The sequence below is a fragment of the Burkholderia dolosa genome (genome assembly GCF_902499135.1).
In the GTDB taxonomy this organism is placed as follows: domain Bacteria; phylum Pseudomonadota; class Gammaproteobacteria; order Burkholderiales; family Burkholderiaceae; genus Burkholderia; species Burkholderia dolosa.
Map to the genome: position 1 here is coordinate 118,592 of NZ_CABVPR010000001.1, position 21,359 is coordinate 139,950.

A 21,359-nucleotide genomic window follows, 5' to 3' on the forward strand; every position below is an offset into this window, starting at 1 on the left:
AAGGATTGACTGGGAGAAAGGATTGCGGACGTGTTACTGGGCCAGGTAATCGTAGACGACTTCGCCGAGGCCGAGTGTCAAATCTGCTACGAGGTGCCGCGCTTCGACGATCTCGAGCACCGGCAGATCGGCCACCGGCGCGAGCGCGTGCGGCGACAGTTCGAGCGATGCCGGGCCCGTCCACGCGCCCTTCATCACGATGTCCTGCATGTAGTAGCGCACGAGCTCGCACACGCGCGCGGTGCCGTCAACGTGCGGAATGATCTTCAGCAGGAAATTGGGGCCGGCGAGACGTTTCGCCTGTTCGGCGATGTCGAGCTCCTTGTGCTTGTAGCCCATCGTGCCGGTCGCGACGCGCACCTTGCCGTAGTCCAGCGTGCCGAGCAGGTGGTCGGTGTTGACGTGCAGCGTCGGGGACGCGAGCTTCTTCGGAAAGCCCCACAGCTCGCGGCCGCCGGCGATCGGCGGGTGATCGTCGAGATACATCGCGAGCGTATAGCCGCCCGGCTGCCCGTTGTATTCGACGGGGATCACCTGGCCGCTTTCGGTGTAATCGCCGAAGCCGGTCGAATCGGCCATGCGGATGAATTCGTAATGCACGAGCGGCTCGGTCACCTGCAGCGGCTCGGGGACGATCTCGCGCAAACGGGCCGGATCGGTGCGATACGTGATGATCAAAAACTCACGATCGACGAAACGGTAGGGACCCATCGGGAACGCGGGGCTGGTCAACGGCATCGCAAACGCTTTCGATCTGACATCGCTGGGCTTCATGTGGACTCCTCGTTGTGGATCGGTTCGTGGACGACTGCTCGTAATCGTATGCCTGTGCGTCGTCGTTGTGCGATGCCGCATCGGGAATTAATTGTTGCCCGATTTGAAGAATTGACGACGCAAATGTTGACGAACGCGATGCGCGCGCGCCGGGATCGCGCCGGCAGCCGAATCGTCGCACGCGCGAATGACGTTCAGCTTAGACGGAGGTGAGCTTTTACGGGACGGCAGGTGAGCTTTTTCAGGAGCACGGCGAATCGAATTGTGATAATCGCGTGAACTTGTGTTGCACTGCGGGTTCTAAGCGCGTTCGTTCGCCGGGGCTCGGCGCGCCACGCATCGCTGGAGCCCCGGCGCGTTCGTATCTGTCCGGTGTGGCCGATAAAGCCTGTCGAATTCCCCCTACGTTTCACGCAAGCCGATTCATGCACAACCTCAATCTCGCCCTTTTTTCCGCGCTCAACGCCGGCGCTGCGCCGCACGCGATCGTCGCCCGTATCGCGATTTTTGCGGCCGATTGGCTCGTCTATGCGCTGCCCGCGATGCTGTTGATGACGTGGATATTCGGCGAGCGTTCGACGCGACGGCAGGCGGTCGAAGCCAGCGTGGGCGCATGCGTGGCGCTCGCACTCGCGCAGGCGCTCGGGCATGTGTGGTTCTCGCCGCGCCCGTTCATGGCCGGCGTCGGCACGCAGCTGATTCCGCATGCGCCGGACAGCTCGTTTCCGAGCGATCACATGACGTTTGCCTGGAGCATTGCCGTCGGCCTGCTGCTCGGCAGCACGACGCGAGTGACGGGCTACGTGATGGCGGCGATGGCCGTCTCGATCGCGTGGGGGCGCGTCTATGCGGGCGTGCACTGGCCGTTCGACATGGCAGGCGGCGTGCTGGTCGGCACGGCCGGCGCGCTGGCCGCGCACCTGTACGGCGAACGCGTAACCGAGCCGCTGGAGCGGATCGGCGACGTGGTGCACGCGGTAATGATGGGCCGCGAGCGCGCGCCCTGATCGCCGGAAAGCGGCGGATCGGGCCCGCGCGGCGTCAGCCGGGCGGCGTTTTGGTCGTTTCGGCGGTCGCGGACGGGCCGCTCGACGAATCGTGCAGTTCCGGTGTATCGGCCGGTTGACGCGCCGCTTCGCGTTCGAGCGCGCTTTCCTTCAGGATTGCGCACATCGCGACGAACAGTGCGAGTACGACGGCGGCGAGACCGCAATAGCCGGCGAATTTCAGATGGCGGAGGAGAGGCGAAGCGTGGCTTTCTTTTGTCATGACCTGGCGCTCCTGGGCGGGCTGCGGCGGCTGTCGCCCGACAGCGGCGCCGCAGACATACATATATACCAGCCGCGATGCCGATGCCAAGCCCGGCCGTGCGCGCTTGCGCCGCTCTCCGGTCGTTGAAGCGGGGGCGCGTCCGTCAGTCTTCGAGCGTTTCGTGCACGGCCGCCGCGCCGCGCTTCCAGTAAGCCGCCGCGCGGATGCGCGACTTGTCGATGCCGCGCTCGCCGGTCAGATGCTGGCGCACCGACCGCATCGACTGCGCTTCGCCGGCTGCCCACACGTAGCCGTCGCCGGACGACGGTAGCGGCAGGTCGCGGACCGCATTCAGCAGCACGTCGCCGTCCGCCGGATCGGCTTCGGCGCGAAAGCGCCAGATTTCATGCGCGTCGGCGCGCGTATCGAACGAGATTTGCGCGGTGCGGTCCGCGACTTCGAGCACGACCGCCGCGCGCGAGCCGGCCGGCAGCTCCTCCAGGCGGCGCGCAACGGCCGGCAGCGCCGTATCGTCGCCGATCAGCAGATGCCAGTCGAAATCGGTCGGGACCACGAACGAGCCGCGCGGGCCGCCGACGCCGAGCCACTGGCCGGCGCGTGCCTGCGCGGCCCATTGCGAGGCCGGGCCCGGATGATTCAGCACGAATTCCAGATCCAGCTCGCACGCGGCGCGATCGAAGCGGCGCGGCGTGAAGTCGCGCGCTATCGGCCGCGGCTCGCCGTCGGGAAACTCGGGACCGTTCGGTCCCAGCGTCGGCATCGCCGGGCGCTCCGCGCCGGCCGCCGGGAAAAATACCTTCACGTGATCGTCGAACGATGCCGATTCGAAGTCGGCAAGGTCCGCGCCGCCGAGCGTCACGCGCAGCAGATGCGGCGTCACGGTGCGCACGCGCAGCACCTGAAGCAGCCGGAATTTGAGGGTATGGCGCACGCGCGTCACGGTGCGCTGGGAAGTGTTCTGCATCGATCGGTTCTCCTTGTGTGGGCGGGCCGGCGCGGATCACGCGTCGGTGCGGCCTTCGATCTCGGCGGTCGCGCGGCGCAGGATCGCCGCGATGCGGCGTTGCTCGTCGGCGGTCGCCGCACTCTTGTGCAGCAGCGCGTGCTTGAGCGCGACGCGCGCTTCGACGAACTCCGGCAGCCAGCCCGGCTGGGCGTCGTCTGGCGTGTCGCCTGCCGATTCGCCGGCGAACGCGCGGCGCATGAACTCCATCTTGCGGGCAAGGTGCGTGAGACGCGCGAGCAGCATGTCGACGCGTTCGCGCTGCGAGTCCAGATGCGTGCGGCCGGGGTCGGTGAGCGCGTAGCGCTTGCGGTTGCCTTCCGCCTGCGACGCGACGAAGCCGACTTCTTCGAGATAAGTCAGCGCCGGATACACCATGCCGGGGCTCGGACTGTAGAAACCGTTCGAGCGCGTGTCCAGCGCCTTGATCAACTCGTAGCCGTGGCTCGGCTGCTCTGCGATCAGCGCGAGCAGCAGCAGCTGCAGGTCGTCGGAACTGAACTGGCGGCCGCGCGGCATGCCGTCGTCGCCGAAATCGCCGAAGCCGCGTCCGCCGCGGCCGCCGAACGGACCGCCGCCGAATGGATCGTGACCGCGGCGGTGACGGCCGATCGCGTGCCACAGACCGGCAACCCAGTCGTGGTGCGCGTGTGGGCCGTGATCGTTCCATTGGCGATGGGCGTGGAAGGGGGTGTGTCGCATGATCGTGTCCTGTCTATCAGAAAACATATCTAAAGATATATATCGAAAGATAGAGCGTCAAGGACATTTATTGAGGGCGGGATGGGGTGGTCAGGTGACGGCACGCGGCCGCTTGGTGGCTTCCGGCTCGACGACGGCGGAACGGGCGGGCTTCGCTCGAACTCGTCGGCACGCGCATGCGGCGATCGTTTGGCGACAGAACTCGGGCTTTCGGAGTAGCCGCGAGCGTCTCTCAGCTTGAGGAAGTGCTCGTGTCGGTCAAGGCGCTCACGCTCGGGTGTTCCCGCTTTGGCGCGTTCGTCGTCCGAATGTGACGACGCAGGGTCTTCCGCCTTATCGGTATCCGCGTCTTGGGGGCGGAGCGGCTTCGATGAAGCGCAAGGATCGGAGCGGACGTTTTGGTTAGGGCCCGGTCGTGCCGCTTGGTAGCTGAATGTGAGCTCGATGTGAGCCGCGGCTTGCAAGCTTCGGCAACGTGCCGCCGCACAGATACATCGGCAAACGGCCCGAGCACGAAACCGCGAAACGGCGCGATTCCGCAGACCGGGCCGCCGTGAAGAACGCGTCAGACAGCGCTCGCTTCGTCGATCTGGCGGATATCGTCCTGATCGAGCTGTACGCGGATGGCCTCGCCGAGCAGCGCGAGCTGCGCAAGCGACGTTGCGCTCGCGATCGGCGCGGTGATCGTCGGCCGCGCGATCTGCCATGCGAGCGCGATCGCGGCCGGCTGCGTCCGGTGCTTTGCCGAGACCGCGTCGAGCGCCGCGAGAATGCGCCGTCCGCGCTCGTCGAGATAGCGGGCGACGCGATCGCCGCGCACGCTCTTCTTCAGGTCGGCGTCGCTGCGGTACTTGCCCGACAGGAACCCGCTCGCGAGCGCGTAATAGTTGACGACGCCCAGCTTCAGATCGCGCACGACCGGCTCGAGATCGCGTTCGTATTCCGCGCGGTCGTACAGGTTGTACTCCGGCTGGATCACCTGATAGGCCGGCAGCCCGTCGCGCTTGCTGATGTCGGCCGCTTCCCGCAGGCGCGCGCCGCTGTAGTTCGACGCGCCGATGACGCGCACCTTCCCCGCGTCGATCAGGGTCCGATACGCGGCGAGCGTTTCTTCGAGCGGCGCCGTGTCGGCGAGATCGCGGTGCGAGAAATACAGATCGATGTAGTCGGTCTGCAGGCGGCGCAGCGAATCGTCGGCGGCTTTCAGGATGTTGTCCTTCGACAGGCCTGCGCGCGTTTCGAGCAGACCGACCTTCGTCGCGATCACGACCTGCTCGCGCTTGCCGGAGCGCTTGAGCCACTTGCCGATGATCGTTTCCGATTCGCCGCCGCGGTTGCCGGGCGCCCATGCCGAGTAGACGTCGGCCGTGTCGATGAAGTTGATGCCGGTGTCGGCGAGTGCGTCGAGCAGCGAGAACGACGTGTTTTCGTCGACGGTCCAGCCGAATACGTTGCCGCCGAATGCGAGCGGCGAAACCTGAATGCTTGACGTGCCGAGGTTGCGTAGTGCCATGTTCGTCTCCGGGTGGTTGCGAGGTGACAGGATCGAACTGCGTCGTCACGCTCTGACGGCGACATCCGGGCAGAGGTTCCGACGCGGGCTGGGCAACGGTGGTTTTCGGCTACGTATCGAACAGCACGAGCAGTGTGGGTGGCGGTATGACGGACGCTTCGTCGCGATGGCGGACGTAGCCGGTGCGGTCTGAGTGATGCCGGCGTTTCCGACCCGGATCAATGTCGTGGCGGGCGGAACACGCGACGAACGCGAGCAACGGAGTGGCGCACGTCGCGCGCCAGGCCTGCGACATCTGTTGAAGCCCCGAATGACGTGATCGTTATCGTCGTTGCAACGCAAACGAGCGCGGCCTCGATGCTGGTCGACCGCATCGTAGCCGAAGCGTCCGATCCGCTCGTTGCTGATCGATCAAGCGCATCGGTCCATATGACGGCAGGCGATTCCGATTCTGCTGCCTCCCTACGGACACGAGAGATCGACCGGCGCGACCCCGCCGAATCACGTCGCTCGACTTTCCGCTGCACGCTTACCGCAACTGCACAGCCGCGAGAAACAGCACCATGCTGCCGATCGCGCCGTCCAGCACGCGCCAGGCCACGGCCTTGCGGAACCACGGCGCGAGCAGCCGCGCACCGTACCCGAGTCCGATGAACCAGACGATGCTGACCGTCATCGCGCCGATCGCGAACGCGAGCCGCGCGCCTTCGGGCTCGCGTGCGCCGGCCGTGCCGATCAGCAGGAACGTGTCGAGATACACGTGCGGGTTCAGCCACGTGAACGCGAGCGTCATCAGCACGATCGCGACCGCGCTTTGCGGCGGCGGCGCGACCGCATCGCCGCGGACGTCGAGCGTTTCGTGTCCGGGCTTGAAGGCGCGACGCAGCGCGTTGATGCCGAACCACGCGAGATACGCGAGACCGACGTACAGCACCGCATGGACGAACGCCGGATAGCGTTCGACGAGCGCCGATGCACCGCCGACGCCCGCGGCGATCAGGATCATGTCGGACAGCGCGCACAGCAGCACGATCTTGCCGACGTGCGAGCGCATGATCCCTTGACGCAGCACGAACGCATTCTGCGCGCCGATGGTGACGATGAGCGACGCGCACAGTGCGGCGCCGTGAGAGAAAGCAAGCCAGTTCATGTGGATGACAGCAGTAGACGAATCGATCGGGTAGCGCTAGTCTGCGGTCGCGATCCGAATAAGAGAAGCTAATTCACCTAATGTCGATTAAGGAAAACTGATGCTCGACTATGCGTTGCTCGACGCCCTCGCGGCAGTGATCCGGCACGGCTCGTTCGAGCGCGCCGCAAAAGAGCTGAACGTCACGCCGTCGGCCGTTTCGCAGCGCGTGAAATTGCTCGAGGAACGGGTGGGCAGTGTGCTGGTCAAGCGCGGGCAGCCGTGTGTCGCGACGACGTCGGGCGCGCTGCTGTGCCGGCATACGGAGCGCGTGCAGTTGCTCGAAGCCGAGCTGTCCGGCCGGATGCCGGCGCTGCCCGGTCAGATCGCGAGCGCGTGGCCGACGTTGCGCGTGGCCGTCAACGACGACAGCGTCGCCACGTGGTTCATCGATGCGGTCGGCCCGTTCTGCACCGAGCGCGAGACGCTGCTCGATCTCGTGATCGACGACCAGGACTACACGGCCGCGCGCATTCGCGACGGCAGCGTGCAGGGCGCGGTGACCGCGCAGGCCGAGCCGATTCAGGGATGCCGGTCGACGCGGCTCGGCCGCATCCGGTATCGCGCGGTGTGTTCGCCGGCATTTCATGCGCGTTATTTCAGCGCGGGCATCACGCGCGATGCGCTGCGTCGCGCGCCGTGCGTGATGTTCAATGCGAAGGACGGGTTGCAGGCGCGTTTCATCCGGCGCGTGACGCGCGCGGAACTCGACCCGCCGCAGCACTGGATCCCGCATGTCGCCGGCTATCTGCGCGCGTGCGAAACGGGGCTCGGCTGGGGAATGTGTCCGGACCGGATGGTCGATCGCCAACTGGCCGCCGGTGAGCTGGTCGACATGTCGGCCGGACGAACCGTCGATATCGAGCTCTACTGGCAGAGCTGGCGCCTGTCGATCGGCTGGCTCGACGATTTCAGCGCCGCGCTGAAAGCACGCGCCGCGCTGTTTCTGGATTGATTGGGAGAATGGGGGGCGGGCGCTCGCGACATGCGCGCGTGCCGCGCCGTGTCAGACGTGATGCAAGCCGTCGAAGTCGACGATCTGCACGAGACGACCCCGCATTTCGATCAGCCCGCGCTTCTGGAATTTCGACAACGTGCGGCTCACCGTTTCGAGCGTCATCCCGAGATAGCTGCCGATGTCTTCACGCGTCATCCGCAGGTTGAATTCCGACGGCGAATAACCGCGCTTCAGGTAGCGCGCCGACACGTCGAGCAGGAAAGCGGCGACCCGCTCTTCGGCGTTCAGCGAGCCGAGCAGCATCGTCTGCGACGTTTCGCGCACGATCTGCTCGCTCATCAGCTTGTGCATCCGCAATTGCATCGAACCCGCTTCCGAGCACAGCGCTTTCAGCGCGGTGTACGGGATCACGCATACGGAGCTGTCTTCGAGCGCGATCGCGGTGCGCGGATGCGTGTCGTCGCAGATGCCGTCGAGGCCGAGCGCTTCGCCGGCGAGATGCAGGCCGGTGACCTGCTCGCGGCCGTCGTGGCGCGTCGCGACGGTTTTCAGCGAACCGGATCGAACCGCGTACAGATTGTCGAACGCATCGCCTTCGCGAAACAACGCCTCGCCGCGCTTCACCGGACGAGCCGCGCAGATCACCGACTCGAGGCGGCTCAGCGCTTCGGGCGCGAGGCCCTGCGGCATGCACAGATGGCGCATCGCGCACGACGAGCAGTGCGCGGCCTGACGAGGCGCCCAGCTGGCGTGCGGCGTGGCGGCGGGACGTGTAGCGACGGGCGTCAGCATGATCGTTTACTCCGGCATTGAATCGACGGAATCATTGTCCCACCGCAACATGCGGCTGTCGGGTGACAAAACGTCGCGACCGCACGCCGGTTGCGCTCATGCTTCGCGGCGTCGCATCGCGCACTCGCACCGCTGCCGCATGCGCGCATCGCGATAGGTCGGGTGTGGCGCGGCGCGCGCCGACGCAGCTCAGGTTTCCTGCTCGTCGGTGTGCGCCGCTGCCGGAATCAGCAGCACGGGAAGCGACGCATGTCGCACGCATTGTTCGGCGATGCTGCCGAGCACGAGGCGGCGGAATCCCCGGCGGCCGTGCGTGCCGAGCACGAGCAGATCGGCGCCGAACGTTTTCGCGCCGTCGAGGATCAACGACGACACGTCGTTCAGCGACGACGCTTCGTTCATCAGCGTTTCGCCCTTCACGCCCGCTGCCTGCATCAGCTTCGTGAATTCCGCGGCGAGCGCGCTGCCTTGCGCGACGAGCTGGTCGCGCAGCACGGACGGATCGTAGCCGGGCACGTTGTAATAGATCGCGGCGTTCTCGACGACGTAGAACGGCTGCAGCTCCGCACCGTGCTCTTTCGCGAGCGCGAGCGCGGCGTCGAACGCATGACGGGACGTGTCGCTGCCGTCGACGGCAACCAGGATGCGTTTGTACATAGTGTCTCCGAGTGACGGGTGGGAAAGAAGTCGGCCGAACGGCCGGGTCGCGGCGCATGTTGCTGCGATGCAGAGTAAACCAACGCTGCGCGCGCTGCAGCGAACAGCGAAGCGCCGGCCATGCGTCCGAACCCGAAACTGCCCGCGCTGCCGCGACTGCGCAACGCGCGACGTCGATGCATGCAATGCATGCGGCGACAGGTGCGGCGTGCGATGTCGACTGCGGCCCGCGGCGATGCAGGCGAGAGCCAGCGCACCGCCATTAGATCGCAAACGGGCCGCGGCGCCGTGACGTCGATCAACGCGCACGCATGTCGACGCAACGACGGCATCCGCTCAACGGCCGGTGCTCGACGCCCAGCTTCCGGAGCGCCGACCTCGCACGTGTTCCAGCTGCACACGCGCAACCGTCGCGCATACCTGTTCGCTGCCGCGTGCGTTCACACGCGATCGTCGATCGATCCGGCACGACCGACAAACGACCGATTCAAACGGCGCGTTACCTACTTCGGCGCCGCCGCCAATTCGATCACGCGCCCCGGCCGGCGTCCGTGGCCGGCGCCGTACGCACCGCCGTACATCGGGTGCACCGCGCCGAACAGCGCGTCGCCGACGTGCGCCGGCGTGTCGAAACCTTTCTCGATCACCACGTAGCCCGCGCGCAGCGCGAACGCCGGATGGTTGCCGCCGGGCCGGCTGTCGAATCCCGCAAAGCCGTCGCCGGCTTCGGGCATCGCGTTGACGAGCGATGCGTTGCTGCGCGTGATCTGGTCGGGCGAGACCGGCCCGCCGCCTGCGAGGCGTGCCGCCTCGCGATTCTTGCCGTCGGTGTCGACCGTGCTGTCGTGCGTGTCGTCGTTGTCCAGCTCGATGCTGCGCGGGCGCGCAGGACGCGTTTGAGCGAGCAATTCCATCGCGGCTCTCCTGGCGGCGAAGCGCTCCGGATTCAAGCAAGTCCCGTTCCGGGCTCGACGGGAGAAGGCGCGCGGGCGCTCGCCGCAGCCGCTCCGCGCGTGCTGATTTGTCATGATTTATTTCAGCTAGAACACGCGTTTTCTACAGAGTATGATTCTTTTCCTGCGAAGCGGCGACAGGGGTGCAGTCTCGCCGCCTCCGCCCGCACCGGGGCGCCGCAGCACCCTTAAAGACGGGTAGCGAACAACAAACAAGGGACTAGAGGTGGCGGACTCATGCAAGCGACTACTACGGCCTTCACGCATCGCGGTTACCTGTTGAACTGCGCGCCCGCGCGCGCGAGCGACGGTTCGTTCAAACCCTACGTCGTGATCTCGCGATCGAGCGACGGGGAACTCGTCGCGAACCGCTTTTTCCCGTCCGATCTCCAATTCAACGACGAAGGCGACGCGATCGCGCATGCGCGCGATTGGGCCGTGCGCTGGATCGACGCGAGCAGCATCACGGTCTGACGGCGGGCAGAGCATCGTCGGCCGTTCGGCCGATGCCTGGCGGGCCGCTCGCGACCGCAAAACGCGGTAATCTTGCGGAACCCGTCACTTTATTTGCGGCCGTGCGATCGCGCGGCCGCGTGCATTCGCCATGTCGACATTACCCGCCCGTCAGTGGGGCCTCGAAGAAATCGTCGCCGGCTTGCGGCAGTCGCGCGAGGAACGCCATCGCACGCGTCATCCGCGCGGCATCCGCGAGCTGCCGTCGCGCGACGCGATCTGCAAGATCGTGACCGGCCTGCGCGCGTCGATGTTTCCGACGCACTACGGCGCGCCCGATCTGACCGACGAAAGCGTCGACTATTACGTCGGCCATACGCTCGAAAGCACGTTGCGCGTGCTGTCCGAACAGATTCGGCGCGCGCTGCCGTTCCTGCCCGAGCATGCGGACACGCCCGCTGCGGAGCTCGACGAACGCGCGTTCGAGGTCGCGCGCGAATTCGGCCACCAGCTGCCGGAAATTCGCGCGCTGCTGGTCAGCGACATCCATGCGGCCTATGCGGGCGATCCGGCCGCGCAGCACATCACCGAAATCCTGCTGTGCTATCCGGGCGTGTTCGCGATGATGCATCACCGCCTCGCCCATGCGCTGCATCGGCTCGGCGTGCCGCTGCTCGCGCGCTTCATCAACGAGATCGCGCACTCGGCCACCGGCATCGACATCCATCCCGGCGCGCAGATCGGCCCGAGCTTCTTCATCGATCACGGCACCGGCGTCGTGATCGGCGAGACGGCGATTATCGGCGAGCGTGTGCGCGTGTATCAGGCCGTCACGCTCGGCGCGAAGAGTTTCCCATCCGACGGCGACGGCGCGCTGGTGAAGGGCAACGCGCGGCATCCGATCGTCGAGGACGACGTCGTGATCTATGCGGGTGCGACGATTCTCGGCCGCGTGACGATCGGGCGCGGGTCGGTGATCGGCGGCAACGTGTGGCTCACGCACAGCGTGCCGCCCGGCACCAGCGTCGCGCAGGGCAAGATTCGCGAAGGGGAGCGCGCCGAGAAGGCGTGACGCGGGGCGGCGCGGTGAGGCACCCCGCCGCCGTTTGCCGAGATCAGTGCTTGCCGGCCGGCGACCGATGCTTGTACAGCACGTCCTGGTCGACGCGGATCAGGTTCTGCCCGGCATCGACGACGAAGTCCACGCCGTTGTACGCGCTGCCGGTCAGCAGCAGGATCGCGCTTGCGACGTCGTCGGGGCCCGCGATGCGCGCAAGCGGCGTCGACGCGCGGCTCGCGTGTTCGAAATCGGCCTGCGTCTGGTCGTCGCTCGGCAGCATCAGGCCGGGGAACACCGCGTTGACGCGCAGCACCGGCGCGGCCGACAGCGCGAGCATCTGCGTGAGGTTGCCGAGCGCGGCCTTCGCGACCGTGTAGCTGAAGTGGTCGCGGTGGAAGTTTTCCTTGATCTTCTGATCGACCACATTCACGACCACGCCCTGCGTGCCGGCCGCGCGCGCACGCTCGTAGAACGCGCGCGTCAGCAGGATCGGCGCGCGGCAATTGACCGACCACGCGCGGTCGAACGCGGCCAGATCGAAGCTCGGGAAATGATCCTGCCAGAACACCGACGCGTTGTTGACCAGCACGTCGAGGCGGCCGAAGCGCGCATATACGGCGTCGATCAGCGCGGCGACCTGCGCGGCGTCCGACAGATCCGCCTGCAGCGCGGCCGAATCGTGTCCCTGTTCGGCGATCGCACGGGCGGCCGCGTGCGCGGCATCGGCGGAGCGATCGTAGTGCACCGCGGTGCGATAGCCGTGCGCGGCGAAATACTCGGCGAACGCGCGCCCGGCGCGGCGCGCCGCGCCGGTCACGAGCACGACCGGCGTGTTCGCCGTTTGCTTCGTAGGCTCCATTTACGTGTTCGTCAGATTCACTGAAGAAGGATTGGCGACGATCGACAGGAATTCGCGCCGTGTCGACGGATCGGTGCGGAACGTGCCGAGCATGCGCGACGTGACCATTTCGACGCCGGGCTTGTGCACGCCGCGCGTCGAGATGCACTGGTGCGCCGCCTCGAGGATCACGCCGACGCCCTTTGGCTGCAGCACGTCGAACAGCGTATCGGCGATCTGCACGGTCATCTTTTCCTGGATCTGCAGTCGCTTCGCGAACGCATCGACGAGCCGCGCGAGCTTCGAGATGCCGACGACGCGCTTGTTCGGCAGATACGCGACGTGCGCGCGGCCGATGATCGGCACCATGTGGTGCTCGCAGTAGCTTTCGAAGCGGATGTCCTTCAGCACGATCATCTCGTCGTAGCCGTCCACTTCGCTGAACGTGCGCGCGAGGATGTCGCGCGGCTCCACCGCGTAGCCCGCGAAGAACTGCTCGTATGCGCGCACGACGCGAGCGGGCGTGTCGATCAGCCCTTCGCGCGTCGGATCGTCGCCGGCCCAGCGCAGCAGCACGCGTACGGCATCTTCGGCTTCTTCCCGGCTCGGCCGGGCCGCGGCCGGCTTGGACCGCGCGGATTTCTTACCCACCATGTATCAGCTCCATCGAAGCGGCCGCCTGCGGCGGCGCGATATCCGCGCATTGTTTCATGCTTTCGCGGGTCTTGCGCACGGCCCGCCGCTCACTTCGGCCATTCGTCCTGCTCGTCGTTGAACAGCGACGCGACCACGCCGCGCAGCCACGCGGTACGCGGATCGTTGTGGAACTTGCGATGCCAGTGCTGCTTCAGGTCGAAGCGCGGCAGCGGCAGCGGCGGCTCGACCGGCACGATGAACGCGTGCTCGGCCGCATACGCATAGCCGATCGCATGCGGCACCGTCGCGATCAGATCGGTGCGGCTCAGAATGAACGGCAGGCTCATGAAGTGTGGCGTCTCGAGCACCGCGCGGCGCTGCATCCGCTGCTTCGCGAGGAATTTCTCGAGCACTTCCTGGCTGCGTCCTTCCGCGCGGACCACCGCGTGCCCGCACGCGAGGAACTGCTCGGTCGTGAACGGCTGCGCGTGTTCGAGTGGATGACCGCGGCGCATCAGGCAGACGAACCGGTGCGTGAACAGACGCTGCTGGAAGAAGTTGTTGCCGTCGAGATCCGGAAAGTAGCCGACCGCCAGATCGATCGAACCGGCTTCGAGCCCGCGTCCGACTTCGTCGTGCGACAGCGATACCGAGCGCAGATTCGCATGCGGCGCGTGCATCGCGAATGCCTGCAGCAGCTTCGGCAGAAACACGATCTCGCCGACGTCCGACAGCGCGATCGAGAACGTATGCGTGCTCGCCGCCGGGTCGAAGTCGTGCGGCGCGACGAGGCCGCGCTCGATCTGCGCGAGCGCGTCGCGGGCCGCGGGCAGCAGCGCGAGCGCGCGCGGCGTCGGCTCCATTCCGCGCGACGTGCGCACGAACAGCGGATCGCCGAAGTATTCGCGCAGCCTGCCGAGTGCGGTGCTCACGCGCGGCTGGCTGACGCCGAGCAGCTCGCCGGCACGGCTGACGTTGCGCGCGTCGTCGAGCGCGACCAGGTACGGAATCAGATTCAGATCGAGGGCGTCCATCGTCGTACCACTATCTCGTAACCGAATAGAACTTATCTCGGTAATCGCGTTGCCGCATAGTCGGGAAAGCGCTGAAATGCGTTCACTAATCGAACCGAAGTTCAATTTCGACCCGATCCGGGCGGCCGCAACGGCCCGCTGCGATCGACAGGAGACAAACCATGCGTACCCAGGTCGCCATCATCGGCGCCGGCCCGGCCGGCCTTCTGCTTTCCCATCTGCTGCGTCTGCAAGGCGTCGATTCGATCCTCGTCGAAGCGCGTTCGCGCGAGTATTGCGAGAACCGGATCCGGGCGGGCGTGCTCGAGCAAGGCACGGTCGATACGCTGAACGAAGCCGGGCTCGGCGAGCGCATGCGCCGCGAAGGGCTCGAGCATCACGGCATCGAGCTGCTGTTCGACGGCCGGCGCCATCGGATCGATCTGTCCGGGCTGACCGGCGGGCGGGCGATCACCGTCTACAGCCAGCACGAAGTCGTGCGCGACCTGATCGCGGCCGGCGTCCGGCATAGGCATCCGATGCATTTCGAAGTGACCGACGTCGCGCTGCACGACGTCGACAGCGAGCGGCCGTTCGTCACGTTCAAGCATGCGGACGGTCGCGCCGAGCGCATCGATTGCGACTACATCGCCGGCTGCGACGGCTTCCACGGCATTGCGCGGCAGACGATTCCGGCGGACCGGCTAAATACGTTCGAGCGCGTGTACCCGTTCGCGTGGCTCGGGATTCTGGCCGACGCGGTGCCGTCGCTCGACGAGCTCGTCTATGCGCACCACGCGAACGGCTTCGCGCTGTTCTCGATGCGTTCGCCGACGGTGACGCGTCTCTATCTGCAGTGCAAGCCGGACGAGGATCTCGCGCAGTGGCCCGACGCGCGGATCTGGGACGAACTGCATACGCGCTTTTCGAACGACACCGGCTGGACGCCGACCGAGGGCCGGATCACGCAGAAGAGCGTGACGCCGATGCGCAGCTTCGTGTCGGAGACGATGCAATACGGCCGTCTGTTCCTCGCCGGCGACGCCGCGCACATCGTGCCGCCGACCGGCGCGAAGGGGATGAACCTCGCGGTCGCCGACGTCCGCGCGCTGTCGCGCGCGCTCGGCGCGCGCTATCGAAGCGGCGACGCGACGCTGCTCGACGCGTATTCGGCGACCTGCCTCGAACGCGTGTGGCGCGCCGAGCATTTCTCGTACTTCATGACGAACATGCTCCATCCGTCGGCGGACGACACGCCGTTCGTCAACCGGCTGAAACTCGCGGAGCTGAAGTACGTGACGCGCTCGCGCGCCGCCGCGCAGTCGCTTGCCGAGAACTACGTCGGACTGCCGTTCGACGACGCGACGCCGCCCGATGCGCCCCGCCTTGACAACGCGCTGTGCGCGACTCTATGATCGGCCCATCGTTCGCTAATCGAATCTAGGTTCGATAGACGAACAAATGCCGCGGTCGGATCCGGCTGCGGCGCGGCACGCGACGCATGCGCGTGTCCCCTCGACAGGCCGCGCATCGTTGCCGCGGGTTCGTATCAGGAACAGACATGGTCAACAAGATTTTCGAATCGCTTCAGTCGGCGGTCGCCGACGTCCACGACGGCGCGACAATCATGATCGGCGGCTTCGGCACGGCGGGCATGCCGTCCGAACTGATTGACGCGCTGATCGAGCAGGGCGCGCGCGAGCTGACGATCGTCAACAACAACGCGGGCAACGGCGAGACGGGTCTCGCCGCGCTGCTGAAAGCGAAGCGGGTGCGCAAGATCATCTGCTCGTTTCCGCGCCAGAGCGATTCGCAGGTGTTCGACGCGCTGTACCGGGCCGGCGAAATCGAGCTGGAGCTCGTGCCGCAGGGCAATCTCGCGGAACGCATCCGCGCGGCGGGCGCCGGCATCGGCGGCTTCTTCACGCCGACCGGCTACGGCACGAAGCTCGCCGAAGGCAAGGAAACGCGCGTGATCGACGGCAAGCCGTACGTGTTCGAGACGCCGATCCACGCGGATTTCGCACTCGTGAAGGCATACAAGGGCGACCGCTGGGGCAATCTCGTGTATCGGAAGACGGCGCGCAATTTCGGGCCGATCATGGCCAGCGCCGCGAAGGTCGCGATCGTCCAGGTGTCGCAGGTCGTGCCGCTCGGCGCGCTGAATCCGGAGCACATCGTGACGCCGGGCATTTTCGTGCAGCGCATCGTCGAGGTGCCGCAGGCCACGCATGCGGCCGAGCTGGCCGCCGAACGTGCCGCAGCCCACGCCGCCTGACCGGAGGAACACCGACATGAAACGACTGACCCGCGATGAAATGGCCAAGCGCGTCGCCCAGGACATCCCCGAAGGCGCGTACGTGAATCTCGGCATCGGCGTGCCGACGCTGGTGGCGAACCACCTCGATCCGACCAAGGAAATCTTCCTGCACAGCGAGAACGGGCTGCTCGGCATGGGCCCGGCGCCGGCGCCCGGTGCGGAAGACGACGAACTGATCAACGCCGGCAAGCAGCATGTGACGCTGCTCACGGGCGGCGCGTATTTCCACCACGCGGATTCATTCGCGATGATGCGCGGCGGCCATCTCGACTACTGCGTGCTCGGCGCGTTCCAGGTGTCCGCAAGCGGCGACCTCGCGAACTGGCACACCGGCGCGCCCGACGCGATTCCGGCCGTCGGCGGCGCGATGGATCTCGCGATTGGCGCGAAGCAGGTGTTCGTGATGATGGAGCACCTGACGAAGCAGGGCGACAGCAAGATCGTCGCGCAGTGCTCGTATCCGGTCACCGGCGTTCGGTGCGTGAGCCGCATCTATACCGATCTCGCCGTGCTCGACGTGACGGCGGACGGTCTCGCGGTGCGCGAGATCTTCACCGATCTGTCGTTCGACGAACTGCAGAAGCTGACCGGCGTGCCGCTGATCGACGCGACGCAAAAGGCGGCCGCCTGAACCGGGAGCGGCCGGCGAGCGCGGGTTCGCGCACGCCGGCACGCTTGGGTGGACAATAGGCGCACGCCGTTTCCCACACAGATGCCATGCTCGAAGACAGCGCCCGCCTGACCTCGCTCATCTGCGGCACCGAGCCGCTCAACCGGATCTGGTCGCCTCGCGCGACGGTCCAGCGCATGCTCGACGTCGAAGCCGCGCTCGCGCGCGCGCTGGCCGCGCGGCAGGTGATTCCTGCGGCAGCGGTCGCACCGATCGAACGCGCATGCGACGCCGATCGGCTCGACGCCGATGCGCTCGCGCGCGACGCCGCGCTCGGCGGCAATCTCGCGATTCCGCTCGTCAAGCAGCTCACCGCGCAAGTGAAGGCCGACGATCCCGAAGCCGCGAAATTCGTGCACTGGGGCGCGACGAGCCAGGACGTCATCGATACCGCGACCGTCCTTCAGCTGCGCGACACGCTCGACGTGCTCGAACCGTTGCTCGACCAAACCTGTGCGTCGCTCGCCGCGCTCGCGCGCACGCATCGCGCGACGCCGATGATCGGCCGCACGTGGCTGCAGCAGGCGCTGCCGATCACGCTCGGATTGAAGTTCGCGCAATGGCTCGATGTGCTGCTGCGGCATCGCGCGCGCTTCGCCGAATTGCGTGCGCGCGCGCTGGTGCTGCAGTTCGGCGGCGCGGCCGGCACGCTCGCGAGCCTGCGCGAGCACGCGAGCGCGGTAACCGACGCACTCGCGGCCGACCTGAAACTCGCGCGGCCCGCGGTGCCGTGGCACACGCAGCGCGACCGCATCGCGGAAGCGGCGTCGTGCTTCGGGATGCTGGTCGGCACGCTCGGCAAGATCGCGCGCGACGTGTCGCTGCAGATGCAGACCGAGGTCGGCGAACTCGGCGAGCCGGCCGCCGCCGGCAAGGGCGGTTCGTCGACGATGCCGCACAAGCGCAACCCGGTCGGCTGCGCGGCCGTGCTGACCGCCGCCGTGCGCGCGCCGGGCCTCGTCGCGACCGTGTTCGCCGGAATGGTGCAGGAACACGAGCGCGCACTCGGCGGCTGGCAGGCCGAATGGGACGCGCTGCCCGACCTGGCACGTCTGACCGGCGGCGCGCTCGCGCAGATCGCACAGATCGTCGCGGGGCTCGAAGTCGATACCGGGCGCCTTGCCGCGAACCTCGACCTCACGCACGGGCTGATTCTCGGCGAAGCGGTGATGCTCGCGCTCGGCGACCGGATCGGCCGGCTCGATGCGCACCACATCGTCGAGCACGCGTCGAAGGAGGCCGTGCGTACCGGTGCGACGCTGTTCGACGTGCTCGCCGCCGACGCAACCGTCGGCGCGCACCTGTCGCGCGACGCGCTGGCCCGGCTGCTCGATCCCGCACATTACGTCGGCGAGGCGCGGGCCTACGTCGATGCCGTGCTCGCGCTGCATGCGGGCGCGCAACAACCAGGAGAACACTGATGCCTTTCGCCACTGTCAACGGCGTGAAACTGCATTACCGGATCGACCGTGCCGCGCGCGACGACGCGCCGTGGCTCGTCTTCTCGAACTCGCTCGGCGCCGATCTGCAGATGTGGGCGCCGCAGGTTCGCCCGCTCGCGCAGCACTTCCACATCCTGCGCTACGACACGCGCGGCCACGGCCATTCGGACGCGCCGGCCGGTTCGTACACGATCGACCAGCTCGCCGGCGACGTGATCGGCCTGCTCGACCACGTCGACATCGCACGCGCGCATTTTTGCGGCATCTCGATGGGCGGCCTGACGGGCGCGGCGCTCGCCGCGCGCTTCCCGTCGCGTATCGGTCGTGCGGTGCTCGCGAACACCGCCGCGAAGATCGGGTCGCCGGAAGTGTGGGCGCCGCGTGCGCAGAAGGCGCGCACCGAAGGGATGGCCGCGCTCGCAGATGCAGTGCTGCCGCGCTGGTTCACGAACGCGTTCGTCGAGCGCGAGCCGCGTCTGGTCGACGCGATTCGCGACACCTTCGTGCACACCGACAAGGACGGCTACGCGGCCAACTGCGATGCGCTGAATGCAGCCGATCTGCGTGAAGAGGTGAAGGGCATTGCGCTGCCGGTGCTCGTCGTGACGGGCACGCACGATCTGTCGACGCCGCCCGACCAGGGCCGCGCGCTCGCGGCGGCGATTCCGGGCGCGCGCCACGTCGAATTCGACGCCGCGCACATTTCGAACATCGAGTGCACCGACGGCTTCAACCGCGCGCTGCTCGATTTCCTGACCGCGTGAGGCGCCGAGATGGACGATCAGCAACGTTATGAAGCCGGGATGAAGGTGCGTCGCGCAGTGCTCGGCGACGCGCACGTCGACCGTTCGCTCGAGAACCGCACCGAAGTCACCGACGAATTCCAGAACCTGATCACGCGCTATGCGTGGGGCGAGATCTGGACGCGGGAAGGCTTGCCGCGCCATACGCGCAGCCTGCTGACCATCGCGATGATGGTCGCGCTGAACCGCAGCGAGGAGCTCGCGCTGCATCTGCGCGCCGCGCGCAACAACGGCGTGACGCGCGACGAGATCAAGGAAGTGCTGCTGCAGACGGCGATCTATTGCGGCGTGCCGGCGGCGAATTCCGCGTTCCATCTCGCGGACAAGATCTTCAAGGAACAGGATGCGGCCGGCTAAGTGATGCCAGTGCCGCGCGGCCCGCTGTCGATATCGATGGCGGGCCGTGACGACGAATGCGCGCGCCGGCAACGAATCGGTGCGCGATAACGAAAGGCGCGGCTTGAACGCCGCGCCGTTTATATCAGCTTTGCATGGGACCCGAGCGCGCGACGCGCGCGTTCCGGTCGACAAGGAGACTCGCGATGAATCGCGCACCGGTGGTCGATGTACAGACTTTCATCAACGAGCAGCCGTTCGGCGGCTTTCAATGGCTCGTGTTCGTCATGTGTTTCGTGATCGTGCTGCTCGACGGCTTCGATACGGCCGCAATCGGCTTTATCGCACCGTCGCTGCTCGGCGAATGGAACCTCACGAAACCCGATCTCGCGCCGGTGCTCAGCGCGGCGCTGTTCGGCCTCGCGTGCGGTGCGCTCGTGTCGGGGCCGCTGTCCGACCGGCTCGGCCGCCGCGTGATGCTGCTCGGCTCGGTGTTCCTGTTCGGCGCGGCGTGTCTCGGCTCCGCGTTCTCGACGACGATCGGGCACCTGACGGTCCTGCGCTTCGTGACCGGCGTCGGGCTCGGCGCCGCGATGCCGAACGCGGTCACGATGATGGGCGAGTTCTGCCCGGACAAGCGGCGCGCGACCGTGATCAATCTGATGTTCTGCGGCTTTCCGCTCGGCGCCGCGTTCGGCGGTTTCCTCGCTGCGTGGATGATTCCGCATTTCGGTTGGCGCAGCGTGCTGGTGCTCGGCGGCGTGACGCCGCTCGTGCTCGGCGTGCTGCTGTTGCTGAAGATGCCGGAATCGGTGCGCTTCATGGTCGCGCACGGCCATGCCGTCGACCGGATCCGCGCGACGCTCGCGCGCATCTCGCGCGACGCGCTGAATGCCGGTTCGTTCGCGATGACGGAATCCGCGCCGGCGACCGGCAGCAAGGGGCTGGGCGTCGTGCTGTCGCGTTCGTACGTCGTCGGCTCGGTGATGCTGTGGCTCGCGTACTTCATGGGGCTCGTGATCTTCTACGCGTCGATCAACTGGATGCCGATTCTGCTGAAGGATGCCGGCCTGACGCCGAAGAGCGCGACGCTGATTTCTGCGCTGTTCCCGCTCGGCGGCGTCGGCGCCGTGTTGTGCGGCGTGCTGATGGACCGCTTCAACGCGAATCGCGTGATCGCCGTCTGCTATGCGCTGACGGCGATCAGCGTGTACGCGATCGGGCAAGCGGCCGGCAACGTCGGGATGCTCGTGCTGGTCGTGTTCGTGGCCGGCGTGCTGATGAATACCGCGCAATCGTCGATGCCGGCGCTCGCCGCCGCGTTCTATCCGACCGAAGGGCGCGGCACGGGCGTCGCATGGATGCTCGGCGTCGGCCGCTTCGGCGGGATTGCCGGGTCGTTCCTCGTCGCCGAGCTGACGCGCCGGCACTTTTCGTTCGCGGGCGTGTTCGCGACGATCGCGGTAGCCGGGCTGCTCGCGTGCGTCGCGCTGCTGATCAAGCAGGCTGCGCGGCCGCACGTGATTGCGCAGTCTGCGGGCAACGTCGAGCCGATCGGTCATTGATTGCACTGCGGCCCGCGCGCGGGGCAGGCCGGCGGCGGATATGCGAAAGCGGGCCGGGCTGCGCGGATGCGCCGCCCGACGATTCGGCACAGCGCGTGCCGCTCATTCTTCCGCGTCGTGCTCCTTGACGAAGTTGCGCAGATACGCGCGCAGCGCGGCTTCGCGACAGCGATGATCGGCGAGGTTCGCGGCGCCCATGTCTTGCTCGTCGCCGAACAGCGTCGGCGGCGCGCAGTACGTACCCACTTCGATGTCTTCGCGCAGCACGCGGATGTCGTGGGTGAGCGGGTGATACTCGGCAATCCAGTGCATGCCCTCGATGCGCTCGCCTGCTCTCAGCATTGGCTTCATCGGCAATCTCCAGACAGCAGCGGCGCAAGCGGCGAAGCGGGTGCGCGCGCCAGTACCGG

General features: G+C 66.9%; 24 protein-coding genes. 11 read left to right on the forward strand and 13 right to left on the reverse strand.

What is annotated here, in order from left to right:
- Positions 1 to 33: 33 nt before the first annotated feature.
- Positions 34 to 774, reverse strand: a complete 741-nt coding sequence (locus BUB20358_RS00540; RefSeq protein WP_035974851.1) for an acetoacetate decarboxylase — start codon at positions 772 to 774, stop codon at positions 34 to 36.
- 425 nt (positions 775 to 1,199) lie between these two features.
- Between BUB20358_RS00540 and BUB20358_RS00545 the strand changes: the two genes are divergently transcribed.
- The gene (locus BUB20358_RS00545) at positions 1,200 to 1,781 is read left to right on the forward strand and encodes an undecaprenyl-diphosphatase (RefSeq protein WP_035974854.1); all 582 of its coding nucleotides are present in this window, start codon (positions 1,200 to 1,202) and stop codon (positions 1,779 to 1,781) included.
- A 34-nt stretch (positions 1,782 to 1,815) separates the two neighbouring features.
- On the opposite strand, the gene BUB20358_RS00550 is transcribed toward BUB20358_RS00545, so the two are convergent.
- From BUB20358_RS00550 to BUB20358_RS00570, 5 genes are all read right to left on the reverse strand, one after another.
- A complete protein-coding gene (locus tag BUB20358_RS00550; RefSeq protein ID WP_006766738.1) occupies positions 1,816 to 2,043 on the reverse strand; it encodes a hypothetical protein in 228 nt (75 codons plus the stop codon).
- A gap of 145 nt (positions 2,044 to 2,188) precedes the next feature.
- A complete protein-coding gene (locus BUB20358_RS00555; RefSeq protein WP_006766739.1) occupies positions 2,189 to 3,010 on the reverse strand; it encodes a siderophore-interacting protein in 822 nt (273 codons plus the stop codon).
- Positions 3,011 to 3,046: 36 nt separating this feature from the next.
- Positions 3,047 to 3,751 carry a PadR family transcriptional regulator gene (locus tag BUB20358_RS00560; RefSeq protein ID WP_006766740.1) on the reverse strand — a complete coding sequence of 235 codons (705 nt, stop codon included), beginning with the start codon at positions 3,749 to 3,751 and terminating at the stop codon, positions 3,047 to 3,049.
- A gap of 565 nt (positions 3,752 to 4,316) precedes the next feature.
- Positions 4,317 to 5,264 carry an aldo/keto reductase gene (locus BUB20358_RS00565; protein ID WP_006766741.1) on the reverse strand — a complete coding sequence of 316 codons (948 nt, stop codon included), beginning with the start codon at positions 5,262 to 5,264 and terminating at the stop codon, positions 4,317 to 4,319.
- Positions 5,265 to 5,793: 529 nt separating this feature from the next.
- Positions 5,794 to 6,414 carry a LysE/ArgO family amino acid transporter gene (locus BUB20358_RS00570; RefSeq protein ID WP_006766742.1) on the reverse strand — a complete coding sequence of 207 codons (621 nt, stop codon included), beginning with the start codon at positions 6,412 to 6,414 and terminating at the stop codon, positions 5,794 to 5,796.
- Positions 6,415 to 6,514: 100 nt separating this feature from the next.
- On the opposite strand from BUB20358_RS00570, the gene BUB20358_RS00575 reads away from it, so the two are divergent.
- The gene (locus BUB20358_RS00575) at positions 6,515 to 7,408 is read left to right on the forward strand and encodes a LysR family transcriptional regulator ArgP (RefSeq protein WP_006766743.1); all 894 of its coding nucleotides are present in this window, start codon (positions 6,515 to 6,517) and stop codon (positions 7,406 to 7,408) included.
- Between the two features lie 51 nt (positions 7,409 to 7,459).
- On the opposite strand, the gene fnr is transcribed toward BUB20358_RS00575, so the two are convergent.
- The 3 genes from fnr to BUB20358_RS00590 form a co-directional block, all read right to left on the reverse strand.
- The gene (gene fnr, locus BUB20358_RS00580; protein WP_035974856.1) at positions 7,460 to 8,203 is read right to left on the reverse strand and encodes a fumarate/nitrate reduction transcriptional regulator Fnr; all 744 of its coding nucleotides are present in this window, start codon (positions 8,201 to 8,203) and stop codon (positions 7,460 to 7,462) included.
- Positions 8,204 to 8,392: 189 nt separating this feature from the next.
- A complete protein-coding gene (locus BUB20358_RS00585; protein WP_006766745.1) occupies positions 8,393 to 8,860 on the reverse strand; it encodes a universal stress protein in 468 nt (155 codons plus the stop codon).
- A 503-nt stretch (positions 8,861 to 9,363) separates the two neighbouring features.
- Complete coding sequence (locus tag BUB20358_RS00590; RefSeq protein ID WP_035974860.1) at positions 9,364 to 9,774, reverse strand: DUF3005 domain-containing protein; 411 nt, start codon at positions 9,772 to 9,774, stop codon at positions 9,364 to 9,366.
- Positions 9,775 to 10,050: 276 nt separating this feature from the next.
- Between BUB20358_RS00590 and BUB20358_RS00595 the strand changes: the two genes are divergently transcribed.
- Together BUB20358_RS00595 and epsC are read left to right on the forward strand one after the other, a co-directional pair.
- Positions 10,051 to 10,287 (forward strand): hypothetical protein, encoded by a 237-nt coding sequence (locus BUB20358_RS00595; RefSeq protein ID WP_006766747.1) that lies wholly within the window; start codon positions 10,051 to 10,053, stop codon positions 10,285 to 10,287.
- 130 nt (positions 10,288 to 10,417) lie between these two features.
- On the forward strand, positions 10,418 to 11,338 hold the full coding sequence (gene epsC, locus BUB20358_RS00600) for a serine O-acetyltransferase EpsC (RefSeq protein ID WP_006766748.1): 921 nt from the start codon (positions 10,418 to 10,420) through the stop codon (positions 11,336 to 11,338).
- 43 nt (positions 11,339 to 11,381) lie between these two features.
- On the opposite strand, the gene BUB20358_RS00605 is transcribed toward epsC, so the two are convergent.
- The 3 genes from BUB20358_RS00605 to BUB20358_RS00615 form a co-directional block, all read right to left on the reverse strand.
- Entirely contained in the window at positions 11,382 to 12,185 is an 804-nt protein-coding gene (locus BUB20358_RS00605; RefSeq protein WP_006766749.1) for an SDR family oxidoreductase, read from the reverse strand.
- Positions 12,186 to 12,818, reverse strand: a complete 633-nt coding sequence (gene folE, locus BUB20358_RS00610) for a GTP cyclohydrolase I FolE (protein WP_006766750.1) — start codon at positions 12,816 to 12,818, stop codon at positions 12,186 to 12,188.
- An 89-nt stretch (positions 12,819 to 12,907) separates the two neighbouring features.
- Complete coding sequence (locus tag BUB20358_RS00615; protein WP_006766751.1) at positions 12,908 to 13,834, reverse strand: LysR family transcriptional regulator; 927 nt, start codon at positions 13,832 to 13,834, stop codon at positions 12,908 to 12,910.
- A gap of 161 nt (positions 13,835 to 13,995) precedes the next feature.
- Here BUB20358_RS00615 and BUB20358_RS00620 point away from each other — a divergent pair, with 161 nt between their 5' ends.
- The 7 genes from BUB20358_RS00620 to BUB20358_RS00650 all read left to right on the forward strand — a co-directional run bounded on the left by BUB20358_RS00620 (position 13,996) and on the right by BUB20358_RS00650 (position 20,949).
- Complete coding sequence (locus tag BUB20358_RS00620) at positions 13,996 to 15,228, forward strand: 4-hydroxybenzoate 3-monooxygenase (RefSeq protein WP_006766752.1); 1,233 nt, start codon at positions 13,996 to 13,998, stop codon at positions 15,226 to 15,228.
- A gap of 146 nt (positions 15,229 to 15,374) precedes the next feature.
- Positions 15,375 to 16,091, forward strand: coding sequence for a 3-oxoacid CoA-transferase subunit A (locus BUB20358_RS00625; protein WP_006766753.1), 717 nt, complete (start codon positions 15,375 to 15,377; stop codon positions 16,089 to 16,091).
- Positions 16,092 to 16,107: 16 nt separating this feature from the next.
- Positions 16,108 to 16,764 (forward strand): CoA transferase subunit B, encoded by a 657-nt coding sequence (locus BUB20358_RS00630; RefSeq protein ID WP_006766754.1) that lies wholly within the window; start codon positions 16,108 to 16,110, stop codon positions 16,762 to 16,764.
- An 86-nt stretch (positions 16,765 to 16,850) separates the two neighbouring features.
- Complete coding sequence (locus tag BUB20358_RS00635) at positions 16,851 to 18,224, forward strand: 3-carboxy-cis,cis-muconate cycloisomerase (protein ID WP_006766755.1); 1,374 nt, start codon at positions 16,851 to 16,853, stop codon at positions 18,222 to 18,224.
- Positions 18,224 to 19,009 (forward strand): 3-oxoadipate enol-lactonase, encoded by a 786-nt coding sequence (gene pcaD, locus BUB20358_RS00640; RefSeq protein ID WP_006766756.1) that lies wholly within the window; start codon positions 18,224 to 18,226, stop codon positions 19,007 to 19,009. The genes BUB20358_RS00635 and pcaD overlap by 1 nt, the downstream gene beginning before the upstream one ends.
- 9 nt (positions 19,010 to 19,018) lie before the next feature.
- Entirely contained in the window at positions 19,019 to 19,405 is a 387-nt protein-coding gene (gene pcaC / locus BUB20358_RS00645; RefSeq protein ID WP_006766757.1) for a 4-carboxymuconolactone decarboxylase, read from the forward strand.
- Positions 19,406 to 19,590: 185 nt separating this feature from the next.
- Positions 19,591 to 20,949, forward strand: coding sequence for an MFS transporter (locus tag BUB20358_RS00650; protein ID WP_035974863.1), 1,359 nt, complete (start codon positions 19,591 to 19,593; stop codon positions 20,947 to 20,949).
- Positions 20,950 to 21,051: 102 nt separating this feature from the next.
- On the opposite strand, the gene BUB20358_RS00655 is transcribed toward BUB20358_RS00650, so the two are convergent.
- On the reverse strand, positions 21,052 to 21,300 hold the full coding sequence (locus tag BUB20358_RS00655) for a hypothetical protein (protein WP_006766759.1): 249 nt from the start codon (positions 21,298 to 21,300) through the stop codon (positions 21,052 to 21,054).
- Positions 21,301 to 21,359: the final 59 nt, after the last annotated feature.

Coding starts and splice junctions, on each gene's coding strand:
- BUB20358_RS00570 (WP_006766742.1), bottom strand. CDS start 6,414: ATGAACTGGCTTGCTTTCTCTCACGGCGCCGCACTGTGCGCGTCGCTC.
- BUB20358_RS00550 (WP_006766738.1), bottom strand. CDS start 2,043: ATGACAAAAGAAAGCCACGCTTCGCCTCTCCTCCGCCATCTGAAATTC.
- BUB20358_RS00565 (WP_006766741.1), bottom strand. CDS start 5,264: ATGGCACTACGCAACCTCGGCACGTCAAGCATTCAGGTTTCGCCGCTC.
- BUB20358_RS00585 (WP_006766745.1), bottom strand. CDS start 8,860: ATGTACAAACGCATCCTGGTTGCCGTCGACGGCAGCGACACGTCCCGT.
- fnr (WP_035974856.1), bottom strand. CDS start 8,203: ATGCTGACGCCCGTCGCTACACGTCCCGCCGCCACGCCGCACGCCAGC.
- BUB20358_RS00575 (WP_006766743.1), top strand. CDS start 6,515: ATGCTCGACTATGCGTTGCTCGACGCCCTCGCGGCAGTGATCCGGCAC.
- BUB20358_RS00590 (WP_035974860.1), bottom strand. CDS start 9,774: ATGGAATTGCTCGCTCAAACGCGTCCTGCGCGCCCGCGCAGCATCGAG.
- BUB20358_RS00605 (WP_006766749.1), bottom strand. CDS start 12,185: ATGGAGCCTACGAAGCAAACGGCGAACACGCCGGTCGTGCTCGTGACC.
- BUB20358_RS00630 (WP_006766754.1), top strand. CDS start 16,108: ATGAAACGACTGACCCGCGATGAAATGGCCAAGCGCGTCGCCCAGGAC.
- BUB20358_RS00620 (WP_006766752.1), top strand. CDS start 13,996: ATGCGTACCCAGGTCGCCATCATCGGCGCCGGCCCGGCCGGCCTTCTG.
- folE (WP_006766750.1), bottom strand. CDS start 12,818: ATGGTGGGTAAGAAATCCGCGCGGTCCAAGCCGGCCGCGGCCCGGCCG.
- BUB20358_RS00650 (WP_035974863.1), top strand. CDS start 19,591: ATGAATCGCGCACCGGTGGTCGATGTACAGACTTTCATCAACGAGCAG.
- BUB20358_RS00555 (WP_006766739.1), bottom strand. CDS start 3,010: ATGCAGAACACTTCCCAGCGCACCGTGACGCGCGTGCGCCATACCCTC.
- epsC (WP_006766748.1), top strand. CDS start 10,418: ATGTCGACATTACCCGCCCGTCAGTGGGGCCTCGAAGAAATCGTCGCC.
- BUB20358_RS00655 (WP_006766759.1), bottom strand. CDS start 21,300: ATGAAGCCAATGCTGAGAGCAGGCGAGCGCATCGAGGGCATGCACTGG.
- pcaD (WP_006766756.1), top strand. CDS start 18,224: ATGCCTTTCGCCACTGTCAACGGCGTGAAACTGCATTACCGGATCGAC.
- BUB20358_RS00595 (WP_006766747.1), top strand. CDS start 10,051: ATGCAAGCGACTACTACGGCCTTCACGCATCGCGGTTACCTGTTGAAC.
- BUB20358_RS00635 (WP_006766755.1), top strand. CDS start 16,851: ATGCTCGAAGACAGCGCCCGCCTGACCTCGCTCATCTGCGGCACCGAG.
- BUB20358_RS00625 (WP_006766753.1), top strand. CDS start 15,375: ATGGTCAACAAGATTTTCGAATCGCTTCAGTCGGCGGTCGCCGACGTC.
- BUB20358_RS00540 (WP_035974851.1), bottom strand. CDS start 774: ATGAAGCCCAGCGATGTCAGATCGAAAGCGTTTGCGATGCCGTTGACC.
- BUB20358_RS00545 (WP_035974854.1), top strand. CDS start 1,200: ATGCACAACCTCAATCTCGCCCTTTTTTCCGCGCTCAACGCCGGCGCT.
- BUB20358_RS00615 (WP_006766751.1), bottom strand. CDS start 13,834: ATGGACGCCCTCGATCTGAATCTGATTCCGTACCTGGTCGCGCTCGAC.
- BUB20358_RS00560 (WP_006766740.1), bottom strand. CDS start 3,751: ATGCGACACACCCCCTTCCACGCCCATCGCCAATGGAACGATCACGGC.
- pcaC (WP_006766757.1), top strand. CDS start 19,019: ATGGACGATCAGCAACGTTATGAAGCCGGGATGAAGGTGCGTCGCGCA.